This window comes from Sinobaca sp. TMA16-18 (assembly GCF_059510535.1).
Map to the genome: position 1 here is coordinate 120,746 of NZ_JCAKFM010000007.1, position 16,485 is coordinate 137,230.

Annotated in this window: 22 protein-coding genes; 1 reads left to right on the forward strand and 21 read right to left on the reverse strand. The window is 40.2% G+C overall.

The window, feature by feature from the left end; all coding sequences use genetic code 11:
- Positions 1–191: 191 nt before the first annotated feature.
- The 15 genes from AC5W14_RS13265 to AC5W14_RS13335 form a co-directional block, all read right to left on the reverse strand.
- Complete coding sequence (locus tag AC5W14_RS13265; protein ID WP_496194709.1) at positions 192–332, reverse strand: hypothetical protein; 141 nt, start codon at positions 330–332, stop codon at positions 192–194.
- Between the two features lie 37 nt (positions 333–369).
- Positions 370–669, reverse strand: a complete 300-nt coding sequence (locus AC5W14_RS13270; protein WP_496194710.1) for a TIGR04104 family putative zinc finger protein — start codon at positions 667–669, stop codon at positions 370–372.
- 265 nt (positions 670–934) lie between these two features.
- Entirely contained in the window at positions 935–1,645 is a 711-nt protein-coding gene (locus AC5W14_RS13275) for a DUF3270 family protein (RefSeq protein ID WP_496194711.1), read from the reverse strand.
- 352 nt (positions 1,646–1,997) lie between these two features.
- Positions 1,998–2,474, reverse strand: a complete 477-nt coding sequence (locus tag AC5W14_RS13280) for a cupin domain-containing protein (protein WP_496194712.1) — start codon at positions 2,472–2,474, stop codon at positions 1,998–2,000.
- 13 nt (positions 2,475–2,487) lie between these two features.
- The gene (locus AC5W14_RS13285; RefSeq protein ID WP_496058335.1) at positions 2,488–2,964 is read right to left on the reverse strand and encodes a cupin domain-containing protein; all 477 of its coding nucleotides are present in this window, start codon (positions 2,962–2,964) and stop codon (positions 2,488–2,490) included.
- A gap of 87 nt (positions 2,965–3,051) precedes the next feature.
- Positions 3,052–3,528: a quercetin 2,3-dioxygenase gene (locus AC5W14_RS13290; protein WP_496058336.1), complete on the reverse strand. Its 477-nt coding sequence runs from the start codon at positions 3,526–3,528 to the stop codon at positions 3,052–3,054.
- Between the two features lie 379 nt (positions 3,529–3,907).
- Positions 3,908–4,459: a dihydrofolate reductase family protein gene (locus AC5W14_RS13295; protein WP_496194713.1), complete on the reverse strand. Its 552-nt coding sequence runs from the start codon at positions 4,457–4,459 to the stop codon at positions 3,908–3,910.
- A gap of 351 nt (positions 4,460–4,810) precedes the next feature.
- Positions 4,811–6,334, reverse strand: coding sequence for an amidase (locus AC5W14_RS13300; protein WP_496194714.1), 1,524 nt, complete (start codon positions 6,332–6,334; stop codon positions 4,811–4,813).
- Between the two features lie 233 nt (positions 6,335–6,567).
- The gene (locus tag AC5W14_RS13305) at positions 6,568–7,131 is read right to left on the reverse strand and encodes a cysteine hydrolase family protein (protein ID WP_496194715.1); all 564 of its coding nucleotides are present in this window, start codon (positions 7,129–7,131) and stop codon (positions 6,568–6,570) included.
- A gap of 264 nt (positions 7,132–7,395) precedes the next feature.
- Positions 7,396–7,737, reverse strand: coding sequence for a hypothetical protein (locus AC5W14_RS13310; protein ID WP_496058340.1), 342 nt, complete (start codon positions 7,735–7,737; stop codon positions 7,396–7,398).
- Positions 7,738–8,046: 309 nt separating this feature from the next.
- Complete coding sequence (locus tag AC5W14_RS13315) at positions 8,047–8,403, reverse strand: hypothetical protein (protein ID WP_496058341.1); 357 nt, start codon at positions 8,401–8,403, stop codon at positions 8,047–8,049.
- 149 nt (positions 8,404–8,552) lie between these two features.
- A complete protein-coding gene (locus AC5W14_RS13320; protein ID WP_496058342.1) occupies positions 8,553–8,948 on the reverse strand; it encodes a general stress protein in 396 nt (131 codons plus the stop codon).
- A 269-nt stretch (positions 8,949–9,217) separates the two neighbouring features.
- Positions 9,218–9,514 carry a hypothetical protein gene (locus tag AC5W14_RS13325; protein WP_496058343.1) on the reverse strand — a complete coding sequence of 99 codons (297 nt, stop codon included), beginning with the start codon at positions 9,512–9,514 and terminating at the stop codon, positions 9,218–9,220.
- A gap of 163 nt (positions 9,515–9,677) precedes the next feature.
- A complete protein-coding gene (locus AC5W14_RS13330; RefSeq protein ID WP_496058344.1) occupies positions 9,678–10,424 on the reverse strand; it encodes a Na-translocating system protein MpsC family protein in 747 nt (248 codons plus the stop codon).
- A 167-nt stretch (positions 10,425–10,591) separates the two neighbouring features.
- The gene (locus AC5W14_RS13335; protein WP_496058345.1) at positions 10,592–11,050 is read right to left on the reverse strand and encodes a DUF2512 family protein; all 459 of its coding nucleotides are present in this window, start codon (positions 11,048–11,050) and stop codon (positions 10,592–10,594) included.
- 496 nt (positions 11,051–11,546) lie between these two features.
- Here AC5W14_RS13335 and AC5W14_RS13340 point away from each other — a divergent pair, with 496 nt between their 5' ends.
- Entirely contained in the window at positions 11,547–11,741 is a 195-nt protein-coding gene (locus AC5W14_RS13340; RefSeq protein WP_496194716.1) for a DUF6326 family protein, read from the forward strand.
- A 6-nt stretch (positions 11,742–11,747) separates the two neighbouring features.
- Here AC5W14_RS13340 and AC5W14_RS13345 read toward each other — a convergent pair whose 3' ends face one another.
- The 6 genes from AC5W14_RS13345 to AC5W14_RS13370 form a co-directional block, all read right to left on the reverse strand.
- The gene (locus AC5W14_RS13345) at positions 11,748–12,476 is read right to left on the reverse strand and encodes a Na-translocating system protein MpsC family protein (protein ID WP_496194717.1); all 729 of its coding nucleotides are present in this window, start codon (positions 12,474–12,476) and stop codon (positions 11,748–11,750) included.
- Between the two features lie 320 nt (positions 12,477–12,796).
- Complete coding sequence (locus AC5W14_RS13350) at positions 12,797–13,867, reverse strand: hypothetical protein (RefSeq protein ID WP_496194718.1); 1,071 nt, start codon at positions 13,865–13,867, stop codon at positions 12,797–12,799.
- Between the two features lie 488 nt (positions 13,868–14,355).
- Positions 14,356–14,628 carry a transaldolase family protein gene (locus AC5W14_RS13355; protein WP_496194719.1) on the reverse strand — a complete coding sequence of 91 codons (273 nt, stop codon included), beginning with the start codon at positions 14,626–14,628 and terminating at the stop codon, positions 14,356–14,358.
- 22 nt (positions 14,629–14,650) lie between these two features.
- Positions 14,651–15,373, reverse strand: a complete 723-nt coding sequence (locus AC5W14_RS13360) for a hypothetical protein (RefSeq protein ID WP_496194720.1) — start codon at positions 15,371–15,373, stop codon at positions 14,651–14,653.
- A gap of 93 nt (positions 15,374–15,466) precedes the next feature.
- Positions 15,467–15,709, reverse strand: a complete 243-nt coding sequence (locus AC5W14_RS13365; RefSeq protein ID WP_496058351.1) for a hypothetical protein — start codon at positions 15,707–15,709, stop codon at positions 15,467–15,469.
- 37 nt (positions 15,710–15,746) lie between these two features.
- Positions 15,747–15,953: a hypothetical protein gene (locus tag AC5W14_RS13370; protein WP_496058352.1), complete on the reverse strand. Its 207-nt coding sequence runs from the start codon at positions 15,951–15,953 to the stop codon at positions 15,747–15,749.
- Positions 15,954–16,485 lie beyond the last annotated feature (532 nt).

The following is a 16,485-nucleotide window of genomic DNA, read 5'->3' on the forward strand; positions in this document are numbered from 1 at the left end:
CCTCTCCACCCTGTACAGTGTATAAATCCTCTCCCTTACATGGTATATTCGTGATGTATCAAGATATACTTATTATACTTCAGCATTATTCAAATTGGATGATTTTTGAAATTAATTTTATCTGTAATTTTTTAAATAAAGACCAGCCAGAAGACTTTTTAGTCTGTCTGCCTGGTCGTTTTTTTATATTTCTAATAAACTACTTCACTCTCATGTTTACCCTCTGTTTTGCTTGGCTGCTCATCTACCACATCATGAAGCGTGAATGATTCCTCTTCATACTTAATACGTGGCCCATCATCAACTATCTTAGTGATAATCTCTTTTTGCATAAAAACCACTTCGTTCTTTTACCTTATGTACTTTAGTTCAGAATAACGATTCTTCCTGATTAGAAAGTTTAAGATAAAAAGGATAACCTGCTAAAAATAATGGCAGTACCATCAGAAAACCCGCTACTGCTAAGACAGACGGTCCCAGTATAAAATTGAATGCAAATATAAGAAACATAGTCAGAAATAACAGCCCGCTTGATACTTTCCGTGTATGTGCTGTTGGATATTGCGTTGATTTACAGTATGGACACGTCATTCCCTGGTCAATAGTGAAAGAATGCTTTACCGCTTCCCCCCATTTCCATGCGGATGAACAATGCTGGCAGACAGGCATAGCTTATCACCTCTTTTATGTAAAAATTAACCATTTATATCAGTCTAACATTATCGGTAAATAGATGTCTATTTTTTTCAGGGGCTTACCATCTGTCAGTCTGCTTTCGATTTAACAGTCCACTTTCCGTTCTTCAGCTTATACAGCCCTGGTGGTACCTTTATACACAGTAGCCCCTTATATACGCAGCATTTTTATTATTTAGTTTCATCATTCCTTTCTCTATAACCTGATACAGCATTAGTCCATGGTTGCAGCGACAGAGCTACCACTCAAAAAAGAAGGTTAACGACATCGTAATGCCGGAGTAAATCAGGACAGCCGCCAAAAAGGATGGAAAGTGCGTATCTTTTTCGCTTGGCAGTTCATGTTTAAACACGGTAAAAATCATCGCTCCAGATACAATGGAAAAAATAAACGCTTTAAAGAGCGGTCTTAAATCAGTACTTAAAGCAAAAATCCAGCCGATCACGATTCCCAGAGCAAGCATATACCGTCCGTATTTATTATATTCATTAGGAAACTCCCGCCACATATCATGTGCTACTGCAATGAAGTGCAGACCAATGGCAAAACAATAAAAAATCGCCTGAATGACGGAAACTTCAAAAGACAATACCGTGTAGGACACGAGGGCATTGTAGAGAGCATAAAAGGAAATAGCTGACCAGAAAGAGGACGTGTGGGAAATATAGTTCTGCTTAATAATAATTTGAATGCCCAGAAAAAGCACAACGCCAATGAGTCCGGCAAAGTAAACTTCAGACTCCATCGTAAAATGACGGTATGGTTCTTCAATATTTGTTTGTTCTTTATGTAACGTCGGCAGCAGATAAACGAATATATAAGAGACCGCAAGTCCACCTGAAAACGAGAACCATTTCATTCGCATGACTTTTCCAGAAGGGACCAGAGCGCCTGCAAAAAAATGAATGATAATAAACACAATACCGACGATAAATGGAGTAAGCAGCATGGTCACACCCTCCCGGCAGATAGAATTAAAAGAAAGGACATTGCTTTTATACTAGTATAATGGAAAATCCAGCTGTTTATAAGAAGAGAGTCTGCCCCCGGTACACATTATTCGATCCTATACCGGTGTTTTGGTAAGATACTTTTACAGCAGTATCGAGGAGGGATTATCATGAAAGAAACAGATCATCTGACTCTTGGCCCGGGAAGACCGAACTCCCTTTGATTTGTAAAATAACCTGGCTCCATTTCGCGTTGGATATCCTTGCCATGCCGGATGTACAAAAAAAACCTCTGAATCAAAGGCTGATTCAGGGCCCAGATGGTGTGCTCCCAGCATATCTTTTCTTTCGTTACTCCAACACTTCAATTCCATATTTGGGCGCTTCTCCTAATAGCTTTTTCAATTCGGTTTCCACGTCTTGCGGTGGCATTTCATTATCGGTCGCTGGAAAGCAGTTGTCAATAAACCACTGCTCTAATCCTGACGGCGCCAATATCATAATGATTTTGGCAGGTCCGGATTTTTCGATTTTATACATATGGGCAATGTTACGCGGTGCAAAAACAAAAGTGCCGGGCTTAGCCAACATGGTTTTTTCACCAATTGTGAAGGTGGCTTCCCCCTCTATCACGTAAAAGTACTCGTCTTCATTATGGTGAATGTGCATCGGGGTGACGAATTCCGGCGGATCGACCTTTTCGAGTAAACTATAGGTACCACCTGTTTCCTCCCCCATTACTTTCACTTCCAACAACGAGCCAAAAAACCAATACTTTTTTCCTTCCCCAGCGGCCAGCGAAAATGCATGGTTATGTTGCTTCTCCATTGTTTATTCCCACCTATTCCAGAATTTCAATACCGTGACTCTTTGCAGCCTCAGCAAATTTCCCGAGGTCCAGTTCCTTTCTCACCGGTGGCAGTTTTAATTCTTGGGCGCTCTCACTAAACTTCATATACAGCTGTTCGATGCCGGCAGGTGTAAACATGATCAGTAGTTTTGCAGGAGAAGAGTCCCCCACTTTCATCTTGTACTGCGTGCCGCGCTGGGCATAGATAAAAGTCCCCGGTTTTCCGGCAATCGTTTCTTCGCCTAAGGTAAAGGAGATCTCGCCTTCCAGAACATAAAAGACGTCTTCTTCATTTTTTTTGACCGTCAGCGGCGTTTCATGCCCTGCAGGAAGCTGTCCTTCAATCAAGCTGAAAGCACCATTTGTTTCTTCACCCGTTGCCTTTATTTCCATTAAAGTTCCATCAAACCAATACGCTTTGCCTTCCCCATGCTTAATTGAAAAAGCGTTCTTTACTCGTTGTTCCATTTTTCTTACCTCCCATTGTTATCGTTATGGGACAGACGGCAAGTTACCATTAGCGGGATTCAGTTGACAGGTTGGCATCTCGTTCAGCTATCCCAGAATCTCGATACCGTATTCCTGAGCGGACTTTATCATCTTTTCCACATCCGGCATAATGGTCTTTGCAGGCAGTTTACGCTCTGTAGCTGGCATTCCGGCTTCAATATAGAACCGTTCAACTCCTGCAGGTGACAGCATAACCAGCATTCTGGCAGGCTCATTGCCCTCCACTTTGAACTTGTGGGGGATGTTGCGCGGCGCGTAAATAAACGATCCCGGTTCTCCTTTAATCGTTTGGTCTCCGAAGGTATAAGTTAATTGACCTTCCAGAATATAAAAAACTTCCTCTTCGTTTCGGTGAAGATGCAGCGGCGTTTCATAGCCGGGTGGATGCAGTCCTTCCACCATACAAAAGGCATTGTTTGTCTCTTCACCAGTCGCCTTTACTTCCATAAGTGAACCATCAAACCAATAGGCTTTACCTTCTCCTTTCAATAATGAAAATGCGTTATTCATTTGCTGGACCATTTTTCTTCCCTCCCAAATTCACCCCAGAACTGAGTATCAGGCCACTTGATCCCCCCTTTCCTCTGAGTGATATTTCAGGATGTAAATCGATTCGTTCTGCCCTCCCTCCCGTTGGAGTACCGTGAATGAAGGCTGCTTCTTATATGTATGCTCACCTGAATTTGTACTATATATTATACGCCCATTTAAATGAAAATTCTATATTTTCAGAAATAAGTATCGTTAATTTTTCATTAAATCCAGCTGCTTGTGATTGAAAAAATCTCCAGTTCTCAAAAGCTGTACATTTGGCATGCATGAGCTCAGAGTATCATCGGACGCATGCATGCCTAACTGCTGAATAACTAAAACTATAAAGAAAACATACTTCTGTTTTTATTTAGTATTCCCTCATGATCTTATACCAGATTTCCACCTGCTTTGCGGTTTCGATAGTCCGCCTTTTTTCCAATCGGATCTCAAGTTCTTCCAAATGCTCGAATAATCGAACGCCCCGGCCAAGTATGATGGGCGCAATCCCGATTTGCAGTTCATCCGCTAAATGTGCTTTTAACAACTGCTGGCCGACATCTGCTCCCAGTACGACCACATCTTTTTCTTTGGCTGCCTCTCTGGCCTGTTGAATCGCGCTTTCAATGCCGTCTGTTATGAATGTAATGGTGAGATTCTCATTTTCTTTTGGATGTTTCGCAGGAGGGTGGTGGGTCAACACAAACAATGGCACTTGAAATTCATAGTTATCTGCATAAGCGTCCGGGTCTTCGCTCATATCAAAACTATTCCGTCCCATTACAACCGCTCCCGTGTTGGCCATTTCCGCTTGAATCACTTCGTTCGGCTCAAAGCTCTCATACAGTTTCCCCAATTCCCCATTCCGGTCGCTGATATACCCATCGACTGATAAAATCATTCCCAGGCATACTTTCCCCATGTTCTTCCCTCCGCTTCTTTTTTTCATTAAAAACTACCTCATTCAACTCTTCCAGGGGAGAAAATCCGTCTCTTTTATGTATTCTTCTTTAATGCTCTATAACCCTTTTAAGGAATAAATCGACTGCTTTCGAATGATAAAACGGCGTGATACAAATGGTCTTCTTAGTATGGAAGAACAAACGACATTTATCCTTATATAGAATCTTTAAGGTGGAGCCTCCAAGTTTTAACAATTTACCACGCTCAACAAAACCCATCGTCTATCTGTGGATCCACGATGGGTTTAATACGACTATAGTGTCACAATTCTTTTTTGTTTTATATGAACCGATCCATTCTCAGATGGTTTTTATACGGAGACTGATTGTACCGACGTTACTTTAGATTGAAAGGCATAGGCTGTCTGCAGAACCTGCTCATCCATACCCATTTTCCCAACAAGCATCATTCCAACCGGAAGTCCATTTGATGTTCCGCACGGTACATTCATCGCAGGGTGGCCAGTAATATTAAATGGCGCTGTGTTCTGTATCATACCGAGCGCATTTCCGATCACTTCTTCACGAGTGGCGTCTGCGGGAGGAATCTCGGTTGCTTTCATGGGGGTTGTCGGCATAACAAGTATATCAAAATCTTCAAAAGCTTTGTCATAGGCAGCTTTCAATGAACGAGCGAGGTTTTGGGCCTTGGCGTAATATTTTCCATTGTATTGGCTCCGCATGTACTCACCAAGCAGCATGATCATCTTGACCGTCTCAGAGTATTCATCCGCTCTTATTTTCCTGGACTTTCCATAGTAATCTAGAAAAAAAGTACTATAATGGCCTTTATAGTTTTTCCCCATTCCGTTTTCGTTGATCATCATAGAGGTCAAACCTTCAATACCAATGCCATTCCATATATGAATTCCATCCACATGCATGGGGATGGATACTTCTTCAACAACTGTTCCAAATTCTTTTAGTGACTCTGCCGTTTCCTTGACCTTTCGACTGACATCCTCTTCCGAAACGTCCCATTCAAATCCTTCGCTGACAATACCTATTTTTAATGACACTTTTTCCTGAAGAGCATCACTGTAATTTTTCTTTTTCAGCCCGCTCTGCCTTGCATCCAATCCGTCCTCTCCAGCAAGTACATCGAGCAGAAGAGCTACATCTTCAACACTTCGGGCCATAGGACCTGTGTGATCTAATGTTTGTTCAATCGGTACAATACCAGTATACGGAACAAGGCCATGAGTCGGTTTTAATCCATAAATACCACACCAGGCACTCGGCATTCTGATGGAACCTCCTTGATCTCCACCGATGGCCATATCCACTTCTCCAGAAGCAACGAGCGCCGCGGATCCACTTGAAGACCCACCGGTGGAGCGTGTCTCATCGTGCGGATTCAACACAGGGCCTGTGGCAGAGGTATGGCTGCCACCTGACAGACAAAAATCTTCGCAGACCGCTTTTCCTGCGATCGCACCGCCGGCTTCCAGGATTCTGGTGACTATAGTTGCATCTTCATTTGGTATATACCCTTCTAACAAAGCGGATCCGTTCATCATAGGCACTCCTGCCAGGCTGACATTGTCTTTAAGAACAATCCTTTTTCCAGCAAGCAGCCCTTCTTTTTCACCTGTAACTTCTGACTTCCAATACCATGCATTGTACTTGTTTTCTTCATCAGAAGGCCTATAGCCGGGTGTCCGAGGATATTTAACCGGAAGAGTCGGCTCTGCCAATTCATCAAGACGCGCGTATGAACCGAGTGTGCCCTCTATCAAGTCTTGATACGCTGCAACGTCTGCGTCCTCCAAATGTAAGTGAAATTGATCTGCGATTGTTTTTAATTGTTCTACTGTCGGTTTTTTTACTCTCATGTGATTCCCTCCCGTGAATTTTTGAAATAAAAGGAAACTGCCTCCTTTTATTTTTACAATTGATGATTAAAAAAACCATTAAATTGACAGATAATCTACCTCAGTTTTTCCTACGGTGGAAAGTTTATCTACTTTTTTTATAAATGTGCAGACAATAAAAAAAATGCCCATAAAACAATGAAAAATGGAAACTTGTAAAAACAAGTTTCCATTTTTCATTATAATTATCATTTTTATAGGGTTGTGGCTTTCTGTTGCAGGAAATCTTTGGTTGATGTCACTTTCGCATACATGCCTTGGAGGGCGCCGACAAACGCATAGTGAACCTGTTCTGCTGAAACGGTCTTATTTTGATAAGCCAACTCTCTTGTCGCACAGGCATCTTCGATAAGTGTTGTTTCATAGCCTAAATCCGCGGCCGCCCGCACGGTTGCATCGATACACATATGTGTCATCATGCCCACCACTACTACCTTTGTTATTTCTTTTTCTTTTAATTGGTTTTCTAATTTCGTTTTTAAGAAGCTGTTCGGAAAGTTTTTGACAATGATGCTTTCCTCTTCCAATGGCTGAACTGCTTCATGCAGTTCTGCACCTTTTGTATCCGGAAGAAAGAAGCCGAGGGCCGGATCACTTGCGATATGTTGTACGTGAAAAATAGTATCTTTTTGATTTTGTCTAAACCATTCAAGAACTTTAGCAGCATTCGCAGCTGCGCTTTCAGGGTTGCTTAACTCCATTTTTCCATTTGGAAAATAATCGTTTTGAATATCGACAATGATTAAAGCTGTGCTCATTTGCTTCACCCCATTACTAAGATTTTAATACAAGGTAATCATATACTTAATTTCAACTTATATCGACCTTCAAATTCCCCGCTGATATTTCCCAAGTCCAAATATCACTTTTTTATATATAAAATTCTTGTGGAGAGTCTTCCTATTCTTTTTGTAAGTGTACAGACCATACGAAAAACGCCCATAAAGTTATCTATAACCTTTACGGACGTTTAATCTGATTTTTCTTTCTTTGCAGAGAAAACAATCGCTGGAGTGTTTTCTCTATAAAGAAGAGGAGAGAGTTTTTTTCTCACTTAATTGACCTGTTGCGACAAAAAATGTTTGCTCGTCGGTTTCTTTTCTACATATTTTCCGTAAAACAACCGTATATCGCTTCCCCTCTATCATAAGTTCATAGGGATGATTTGTTTCAAGCGCGTCCTGAATCGCAAACACAATCTTACCAAAATTGCTTTTTTTCGTTTTTTGTCTGCCAAAAAAACGTCTTTTCACTTTGTGTTCTCCTCGTTTGGAAACAAGAGGACATTTAAAATGCATCACAATAACTCCACATGTTACTATTCCATTTTCTAAAAATAAGGCTGAGTTTTGATTTCCAGCCATGTTTCTCTCCCCCCTTGTTTACTTTATATAAGGCATATCGATGTAGGAATGGATGGATCGACTGCCAGCATATGAACTAATGCGATTGTTCAACCGGTCATCTTTTTATCAAATGTTCAATTCATCAGCATGAAGGTTCCAACTGCTATAACAATGAGGATAATAAAAGCTGTGATCATATATGTCGTTAAGCTGTTCATACTACTCCTCCTTTTTCCCAACATGCTATTTTTGATTTGACGAAAACAATTTTTATGGTTAGTATAAAAACGCCTAAATAGACAATGATATTTTTGTTCAGGAACCAACTTATCCCCCTGTCACTTGCTTAGACAGATCATTTTGGTTAAAGAATCCCTTCTCTTTTCGTACATGACGAAGAGGATTTGAAAGAAGCGAATAAGGAGGAACAATATCCAAATCCACTTCTTTTGTTTTCATCAACACATGAAGTCGTTCTTGCACAACTGGTAGAAATGAGACGGTCGTAATAATCCATTCCCGGGGATGATAGGGGGAGATGGCTTCATAGAGTTCCTCTTCCGAAATAAAACAAACAAGCTGGTACCCCTGCTCCCGCCATGGTTTGAGATCACTTAATGTACCGACGATAATTTCATGGTTCTGCTTGCGGCAAAGATACGCTACCAAAGGGGTAGTATTCATGGGAAGCCTCCTTTTTTTATCATACAGATTATATGTCTATTCGATGTTATCAGCGTTACTCGCCTTTTTTGAATCGTATTTCGTTACAATGAGCCGGTCATTCTCTTGTACTCACTATTTCTTCTTTTTTAAAACGATTGGGATTGATTTCAGCCTCTATTTTTGGCAGCATACGAGCTGTCCGCATGGATCAGCACCACCATATTTCCACGTTCTATATCATCGATATAAAGAAGCGCTTCTTCTTCCAGCAGGCCTAACCGGATTAAAGTATCTTTAGTGTGCCCTCCGTGTTCGATACCTTCCGGTGTCCCGGAGAACACTTCCTTCATGCTGTCCAGAAAGTCGTGTTTTTCTTTGCTTCGCTGCCGTGGATTTTCTACCTGAATATTGGTATCTGTCTCTTCGGCCAAAATAGTTCCCCGTTCTTCATCATTGAGAACGATGGAAAGGTCGCTGGAACGAATGCCCTGTTTTTTCAAATATTCCACGCGTTCTCTTGCTTCATGTGCGGTTTCATATACACCCTGTAATTTTGTCGTCATTGTATCGCACCTTCCTTTTCCTTTTTTTGTTTTCTATCTGGATACCTCTCTTCTTGCGTTCTTTCACCATGTGTACTCTTTTTGTTGTATGATTGTTTCCTCCTTTTTCAGAATAGTCCGTAAAAAAAGCCACACCTGCCTTCGAAAGGCGGTGTGGCTCGGACAACAAACGTTCTTGTCTGCTGACTGTACCATAGGTTTATAGAACGGCCCTGCCGTACGTTTTGTCGTTATACAAAGAATGCCTATTTTTCTTAAAGAAAATCGAATCATGAATCATTTCTTATGTCAGCCTGCACGTCCATAGTAGTGTTATTTACATAGATGGTTTTCTTTTCTACTATGGTACAAGCTTCTTTTTCCCATTCATGCCGTAAAGCAGAAGGATAGCAGAGAAACGTAATAATCATTTCCTGGGAACGATAAAGCTGCAGAGCTTTCACTAATTCTTCCACTTCGCTGAATATGTTTTCTGTTGTTTCACCTGTAATTGTTTTAATTTCTGCCTCCGTTCCCACTAATACTTCATTGCTTTTACTAACATAGACAAAAGCAAATAATGTCATGGTAACGCCTCCTTTTAATGCCAATAGAAAAAGCCACATCTTCCCTAAAGAGGAGATGTGGCTTAGACAACAAACGTTCTTGTTTACTGCCTGTACCTTAGATGTATAAGCGGCTGTTCCGCTTTTTATATTATTCTAATTATATCACACTTTCCCTTTTATATCAATCCGCTCCGGTGTTTCCTCCCCTCTTCTTTCGGTTTTCTTTCGGTTTTTCTAAGCCAATCAATAAATATCCTTTATCTTTCTGAAAATGCCAGTCAACAAATGTTTCTTCAATCGTTCGCTGTAACAGACTTTCCAGCACATGCTTAGCAAATATTCTTTTTTCCAGCGGCCGCTTTACAATTTTTAAAGTCTCGACATAGTCCTGCTCGATTAGGGCATTTTCAATTTCAACAAAAACGCCAATACGTTCAACTAAAATAAGCCGTGGGTTTAACCAGAATAGATTGGTTTCCTCCGGTTCCTTCTGCACTTTTTCGCTGAGAGCGTTTATTTGTCGGTGAAACATCGTTTCATTCAATTCTTTGGGCCACGGAAACGCATCTACTTGTGATGGGGAAACGTCCAGTACAATCCACACCATTCCCGTACATTTTTTATTCTTTCGAAAGTTCCAATCATAATAAATTTCCAGAACCGTTTCGTTGGTTTCTTCTTCCACAATCTGCTGAATGACAGGAAGAATTTTGATCATCATCTGTTCGCGTAATTGATCCAATTGCAACCGGTTGTTTTGGTTCAATAACACCTCTTCCATTGGAGCTAAAAACCCTTGTAAATGGATGGTGACAAAAGGTGGGGTGACCATCACATAGATACTCTCAGGCCCTTTTCCAAAATGCGTTTGAAACATTTTCCCTAACCGTTTTGATGCCTGCTGCTCGTTTTCTTCTTGGGTATCCATTTGCGGCATCCTTTCTTTAAGCGATTAGCCTCTTCGGCAGATTATGTTTGATTTGTTCTTATAAAGCATTAGAAAAGAGCTGCAAATCCGCTAGTGAATTTGCAGCTCTTTTCAACAAAATACTTAAACAAATATACAGACCATTCTACGATACAGCTTTATTTGAATTACCGGTTTGAAGTTGCTATATGGTGATCTTTTTCAGGGAAAACCTTCTGGTCCAGGTATTTATGGAAAAACCATTCTCCTGCGCCGATGATAAGTGCGGAAATAATGGCTGCCTGTACGATGTCATCACTGGTGACAAGTATAACATCTCCCATCAACCAAATTACAAGAAAGGCCAGAACGATATCTCCAACTGTCGCCATAGCATTACGCTTTGTCTGGTCTGAATCAGCATCATTCGTGCCGACTCGAGTCGTTTGACCCGAAGCGGGTTGAATTGTATGATCTTCTTTTTTGCGGAAAACCATAAGATCCCCGAGCAAATAAGCCAACAAAGTTAGAACCAAACTGATAATCAGTGTATTGCCGACTTCTACATTGTAAAATGCTGTCAAGACAATTAATAGGACAACAGCAACCATAAGAAATTTCATACTAAGTGCTTTTAAGTGTTTCACTGTCTTTTCCCTCCTTTCTATTTTAATTGATAATTCCCTGGTTTCGTCAGCTATTATTCTGCTGCTTTACACGGACTGGCTGAATGAAGCCATAAAAAAATAGGCCGAAAAAGGCCTATGCGCCTTTCTCGACCTATTAGCAGGCATTGATTCCTCTAATTACAGCCGGTCATGTATAAAGTTAATTAGATCCATTTATCCGAAACCACGTCATTATTCTAAACGGTGTTACTCTTACTATTCCCAAGTGGAGTGTTCTTAAACGTACGCCATCTGCCTCTAATCAAAAAAACTTCCTTTTTTTGTATTTTTGGAAATATATAGTTGACAAAGTTCCAACAGCTTCTATAATTTTTAATATATACTACTTTTAACCCTTATAAAGAACAATATAAAAAAATGATCGCGTTTATTAAAAGAAAAGTACTCTCAAACAAGAACATTTGTCCCCTCTGAACACAATGTTTCATGTGTACATAAAAGGGGGGCATGAAATATGGAATTTAATAAAGAAGACATGAAAATGAACCTTTCACTATTATGGATATTTTTGCTTTTGAACATGATTTACGCCGACATTTTTGGATTTATGAAGACTGGGTTTATACAGGAAATTATAACGGGAAATGTTGACGGCATCCTGATCACACCTGGTTATCGCAGCAATACTTATAGAGATTTCTTTAGTTAAATCAAACTATTGCTGGTTTTGTTTATTTTCTTTCGGTTTTTCTAAACCAATCAATAAATATCCTTTATCTTTCTGGAAATGCCAATCGACAAATGTCTCATGGATCGTTCGCTGCAACAGGCTTTCCAACACATGCTTAGCAAATAAATTTTTTTCGAGCGGGCGCTTTACAGTCTTTAAGGTCTCGCCATAGTTTTGTTCGATTAATGCATTTTCAATTTCAACAAAAATGCCAATTCGTTCGACTAAAATCAACCGAGGATTTAACCAGAATAGATTGGTTTCCTCCGGTTCCTTCTGCACTTTTCTGCTAAGCTCAATAATCTGACGGCGAAACATCGTTTCATTCAATTCTTTAGGCCATGGAAACGTATTTATCTGATTTGGAGAAACATCCAGTACCATCCACACCATCCCTGTGCATTTATTGTTCTTGCGAAAATTCCAGTCATAATACATTTCCAGAACTGTCTCGTTGAGATCTTCTTCCACAATCTGCTGAATAACAGGAAGAACTTTGATCATCAGTTGTTCACGTAATTGTTCCAGCTGCAATTGCTTATCCTGATGCAATAATATTTCTTCCATTGGAGCTAAAAAACCTTGCAGATAAATCGTTACAAAAGGGGGGGTGTTCATCACGTATATCGCCTCGGGGCCTTTTCCAAAATGAGTTTGAAACATCTTCCCTAATCGTTTCGATGCTTTCTGTTCCTTTTGTTGTTGAGTAAGCATTGAAAGCGTCCCCTTTCAATAATAAGCTTTTGTTTTGTTTACTTTTTATTAGAATCTTATAAACAAAAAAGATAGCATATGTGGTTTCCCTTTTTAGTATAGAATATCAAACTTTTCTTAAAAAAAGTAAAGAATAGCTTGCATTTCTACATACATAAAAAGAGCGGCCAAAAGTAGCTGCTCTTTATGTTATTCAACAGTAGGAATAACTATTTTGTTTAAAAAAACTAGCATGATTTTCAGAAAATGGCAATGTTTCTAACAGTGAAATACATAGAGGAAGAGCGGTATTGCTCTTTCTCTTTCCACTACACTTATGGTCAAGTGGTAATGATATCGTTTCGTAATACCTCGAAGAAGAACCGGTAGCTGCCTCTATCACCACCGTCATCAACGCCTTCAACAACAAGATCGTGAGTCCACCGTTCTACGGGGCGGGAACCGTCCTTACGCCGGTAATTAGGTTGAAGTGGGGGCCCGGAACCGCCCATAAGTTCTCCTGCGGAAATGAATTTGGCTTTCACTGGGCAGGCATCGTCTCCCATTCCGAGAACATTTCCTACCACCCACAAAGAAGCGTCGTAGAATGTTTCTTTCTCGCTGGCTACAACCAACTCAGCTCCAGCACCTATCAATCTCCCGGCTGCAGCGGCAGCGGCTTCATTCAACTTGGCGGCAACTTTACGGGTTATAGCCTCTACGTCCCCACTGTCTTTTTCAATCCATGCTACGCGAAGGTATAAATCTTCTACTGGTACTTCATTTACCAGAGGGACCTGGGGGAACGTCAGCCTTGCCCCTGGTTTGCCCATATTCAAGTATTTGCTGTCTGGAATCCGTATGGACTGAATCAATCGGTTGGCTGGTCCATGTACGGAGATCACTCCATAGACCTCGTCGGAGTTTTCCTGCCGTACTTGGCACTCAATCGCTACCAGCCGCACACTGACCACAGACTTTTCAGTGATACGTGTCTCATGATTCTGATGGTTGTATTGAATTTGACCAGATCGGCACTGTAGAGCCCACTTTCCAGGTTCCACCTCAGAAACGGGAAAAGTCGGGTCCAGCGGTAGACCGAGTGCAGAGAAGTGACCTCCGAAGCGCTCCCAGGCATTTTTGAGTTCCTCCTGGGCCTGTTGTCCCTCTAAAATCCGGCTAATATGACTCCGCTGGTTAGGGCCAATTTTGCGGATCGGAACTTTAATTTGTCCTCCATCTTTGAAAGGTTCTAAAACGTCAGATTGCTGACCTGGGAATAACTTCCCGGCCACCGCTCCTTTGAATCGGCTGGAGGTCTGAGCAGGGAACTCAATCACATCAGAATTGACTTTAAGCTGACCGTTGCGCAGTGCGGCAGAAATCAAATCGATGTTATCCGGACCAGGCATAGCGCATCACCCTTCCGTTTATTTTGGTTACTATTTTTGACTGTTGACGCCTTTTCACTTGGCTTCAGTCTTTCCATTTCGTAACATCTGATGATAATTTCTGTTAAAGCATCAGATAACTTTGAATCACTAAAATAGTTGTAAAGCAGATCTTCGAAACGTAACATTCTTGCAATAAAGCGCTTACTTTATGATTATAACGACCCAGTCTTAAAGGCGAAAAATACGTTCTTTTTCATTATTATGATTTTTCAACTATATAATATCATATTTTTGAAAATTATGAATTTTTAATTAGTAATATTAATTCTATTTATTTTTTGAAATACTTCAAGGTTTTTCCCAACTAAAATTTAAAAGAAAATCTTAGAAAATTGACCAAAAAACTAGTAAAAAAACAGTCTGGAAATTTCCGGACTGTTTTTACTCCTTTTTGAAATCCATCTGGTAAGCCCCTTTCTAATCTTGTTTAAATCCCTTCAAACTTTTCACCGTGCTTCATGACCAAACGATGCTTTCATTACATCAGGAGAAAGGGTCACCGCGTGACAGCCGGCTACACTTAACTGCTGCACCTGTTTTGCATTTTTAAAACTTGCTTCGAGTACTTTTGTATCAAATGGATGGTGGTCGATGATCTGCAGTAATTCCTTCGTCACGCCTATCCCATCCAAAAACATATTATCGATCCTGTTCACATAAAGAACGGGCATTCCGCTCTTAAACGATTTAAATAATCTTTTCTCTGTTAGAAATTTCATTGTGTTGTGATTAAAGTTTGCTCTATTTATTAAATCGATAGGAAAAAACAATCCAGCTAACTATTAATAACGGTTTATTTTCATCACTTACTACATGGGAGCTAATGCTTAATGAACGAACCCCGCCGATAAGATCCCGCTCCACATCCCCTATCATTTCTCCGTCTTTATATACCTCCATTCGCTCTCGAACCGTATTTGCTCGGTATTCATAGAGATGTCCATCGATTTCTAAAACCATATGCTCCAGCAACTTTTTCATATGTTCTTTTGTTAGCTCACTTTTAATTTCTGCTCTCCTTGTGTTATTTTCCCAAATGGTATAACATGCATGTCCTTTCCAATTCTCTTCACTAGAGACGATAAACGTTCGACCGTCTTGAAATTGGAATGTTAATTGCAAAAACCAGAGTCCTGGTGTACGCATTACATCCGCTACCATTTTATGATAGCTTTTGGCGTAAAATCGGTTGTATGTAGCTACTAATTCTTCTCCTTGAAAAATCTTCTTTTCTCCTGTGAGTAGCTTGTCTTTAAGTACAGTTGTCCATTGTCTACTTGAATCGGTTGGAGAATAAGCGGCGTCTTTATGCTTTTGCCTTATGCTAATCCAAAGAAAAAATGGTAAAGCCAGCAAGAAAATAGACGCCCCCTGAAGGTGGGAGGGGTGATACTCTCCTGCAATTGCCCACCTAAGAGAAATACCTATCAAAGCCGTTATAAATAAAACAACCATTTTTGTCATGTACCTTCCCCCACTTAACTCCTCTATAAAAAGACAGGAGACTTTCCTTTCTCCTCTAAATCTATAGTTCGTTTGTTCTTTTCATTACCCCCATTAAAAAAATAGAAAAATATAAGCTTGAACGAAGACAAGCAGTGTCGCGAAGGCGGAATGTTTCCGGTCTCTGGTAGACTCTTCTACTATGTACCATCTATACATATTGATGGGTATCCCTACAAACACCACAAGACCAAAGAAAATCCAAGATAAAGTAGGCGCTTCAAAGATAATCGCTAACGGAATATATAGGAGAATACCTGTCGCTACGAGGTAATACGTCATACGGATGGCTTTCACGTTTCCCCTCCTTCTTGTCTGTTCGAAGTATTCAGCCTTATACGATATAAAAGGCGAATAAGATGAACAAAAATAAAAAAGTATACAATAAATTAGACTTTTTCTTCTCTGCTTGATAATCGATAAGAGTAAGAATAGTGAATGCTATTAGCATAATCAGCCCCATTATAGAATGATCTGCGAAAAAGAAACCAAGGGCCAGAATACAAATAAGGATTCGCATCGAATATTGGACCGTTGTCATGATGACCTCCTATACGATTACATGATTTTCTATACATTACGGCGCCAAAACGATAATTAAGACGAGCGCATACAGTCCAGCGGTCAGAAGACTGTACCATTTCCTATCTGCCTGATAATCAACGATACGGGCGGCGATAAGCGATAGAATAGGAAGATAGACAAATAGAAAGTAATCCGTAAATAAGATACCTATTCCGAAAACGCTGATACTTATTCTTGTAACAATTTATCATGTCGTCATACAAAGCCTGCCTTTTTTATAATGTGTATCTCAGAGGGAGGATGTTCTTCTCTCACCGAGCAGACTCTACAAGGATTGTACTCGGTTTGTTTATTCATTCTTTTTTTATGTACATACCATTGCATTTTTAAAACTTCTTATTCGGCAGGTTTTCTGCTTTTCAAAAAGGTATAAAAGATGGATCCCATAGAAAAGAAAGCTACAATAATAAGACCTCTTTGGATAGTACTTTCCCATTCCATACCATCTAAGAAAAGCTCACTGTATATTAAAAGCAAAAAGAAACCGA

Excerpts from the sequence above, each read along its gene's own strand:
- AC5W14_RS13340 (WP_496194716.1), top strand. The coding sequence starts at position 11,547 with ATGGAATTTAATAAAGAAGACATGAAAATGAACCTTTCACTATTATGG.
- AC5W14_RS13300 (WP_496194714.1), bottom strand. The coding sequence starts at position 6,334 with ATGAGAGTAAAAAAACCGACAGTAGAACAATTAAAAACAATCGCAGAT.
- AC5W14_RS13350 (WP_496194718.1), bottom strand. The coding sequence starts at position 13,867 with ATGCCTGGTCCGGATAACATCGATTTGATTTCTGCCGCACTGCGCAAC.
- AC5W14_RS13280 (WP_496194712.1), bottom strand. The coding sequence starts at position 2,474 with ATGGAGAAGCAACATAACCATGCATTTTCGCTGGCCGCTGGGGAAGGA.
- AC5W14_RS13370 (WP_496058352.1), bottom strand. The coding sequence starts at position 15,953 with ATGACAACGGTCCAATATTCGATGCGAATCCTTATTTGTATTCTGGCC.
- AC5W14_RS13310 (WP_496058340.1), bottom strand. The coding sequence starts at position 7,737 with ATGGCTGGAAATCAAAACTCAGCCTTATTTTTAGAAAATGGAATAGTA.
- AC5W14_RS13345 (WP_496194717.1), bottom strand. The coding sequence starts at position 12,476 with ATGCTTACTCAACAACAAAAGGAACAGAAAGCATCGAAACGATTAGGG.
- AC5W14_RS13360 (WP_496194720.1), bottom strand. The coding sequence starts at position 15,373 with ATGACAAAAATGGTTGTTTTATTTATAACGGCTTTGATAGGTATTTCT.
- AC5W14_RS13305 (WP_496194715.1), bottom strand. The coding sequence starts at position 7,131 with ATGAGCACAGCTTTAATCATTGTCGATATTCAAAACGATTATTTTCCA.
- AC5W14_RS13290 (WP_496058336.1), bottom strand. The coding sequence starts at position 3,528 with ATGGTCCAGCAAATGAATAACGCATTTTCATTATTGAAAGGAGAAGGT.
- AC5W14_RS13265 (WP_496194709.1), bottom strand. The coding sequence starts at position 332 with ATGCAAAAAGAGATTATCACTAAGATAGTTGATGATGGGCCACGTATT.
- AC5W14_RS13295 (WP_496194713.1), bottom strand. The coding sequence starts at position 4,459 with ATGGGGAAAGTATGCCTGGGAATGATTTTATCAGTCGATGGGTATATC.
- AC5W14_RS13275 (WP_496194711.1), bottom strand. The coding sequence starts at position 1,645 with ATGCTGCTTACTCCATTTATCGTCGGTATTGTGTTTATTATCATTCAT.
- AC5W14_RS13320 (WP_496058342.1), bottom strand. The coding sequence starts at position 8,948 with ATGACGACAAAATTACAGGGTGTATATGAAACCGCACATGAAGCAAGA.
- AC5W14_RS13270 (WP_496194710.1), bottom strand. The coding sequence starts at position 669 with ATGCCTGTCTGCCAGCATTGTTCATCCGCATGGAAATGGGGGGAAGCG.
- AC5W14_RS13315 (WP_496058341.1), bottom strand. The coding sequence starts at position 8,403 with ATGAATACTACCCCTTTGGTAGCGTATCTTTGCCGCAAGCAGAACCAT.
- AC5W14_RS13330 (WP_496058344.1), bottom strand. The coding sequence starts at position 10,424 with ATGGATACCCAAGAAGAAAACGAGCAGCAGGCATCAAAACGGTTAGGG.
- AC5W14_RS13325 (WP_496058343.1), bottom strand. The coding sequence starts at position 9,514 with ATGACATTATTTGCTTTTGTCTATGTTAGTAAAAGCAATGAAGTATTA.
- AC5W14_RS13285 (WP_496058335.1), bottom strand. The coding sequence starts at position 2,964 with ATGGAACAACGAGTAAAGAACGCTTTTTCAATTAAGCATGGGGAAGGC.
- AC5W14_RS13355 (WP_496194719.1), bottom strand. The coding sequence starts at position 14,628 with ATGAAATTTCTAACAGAGAAAAGATTATTTAAATCGTTTAAGAGCGGA.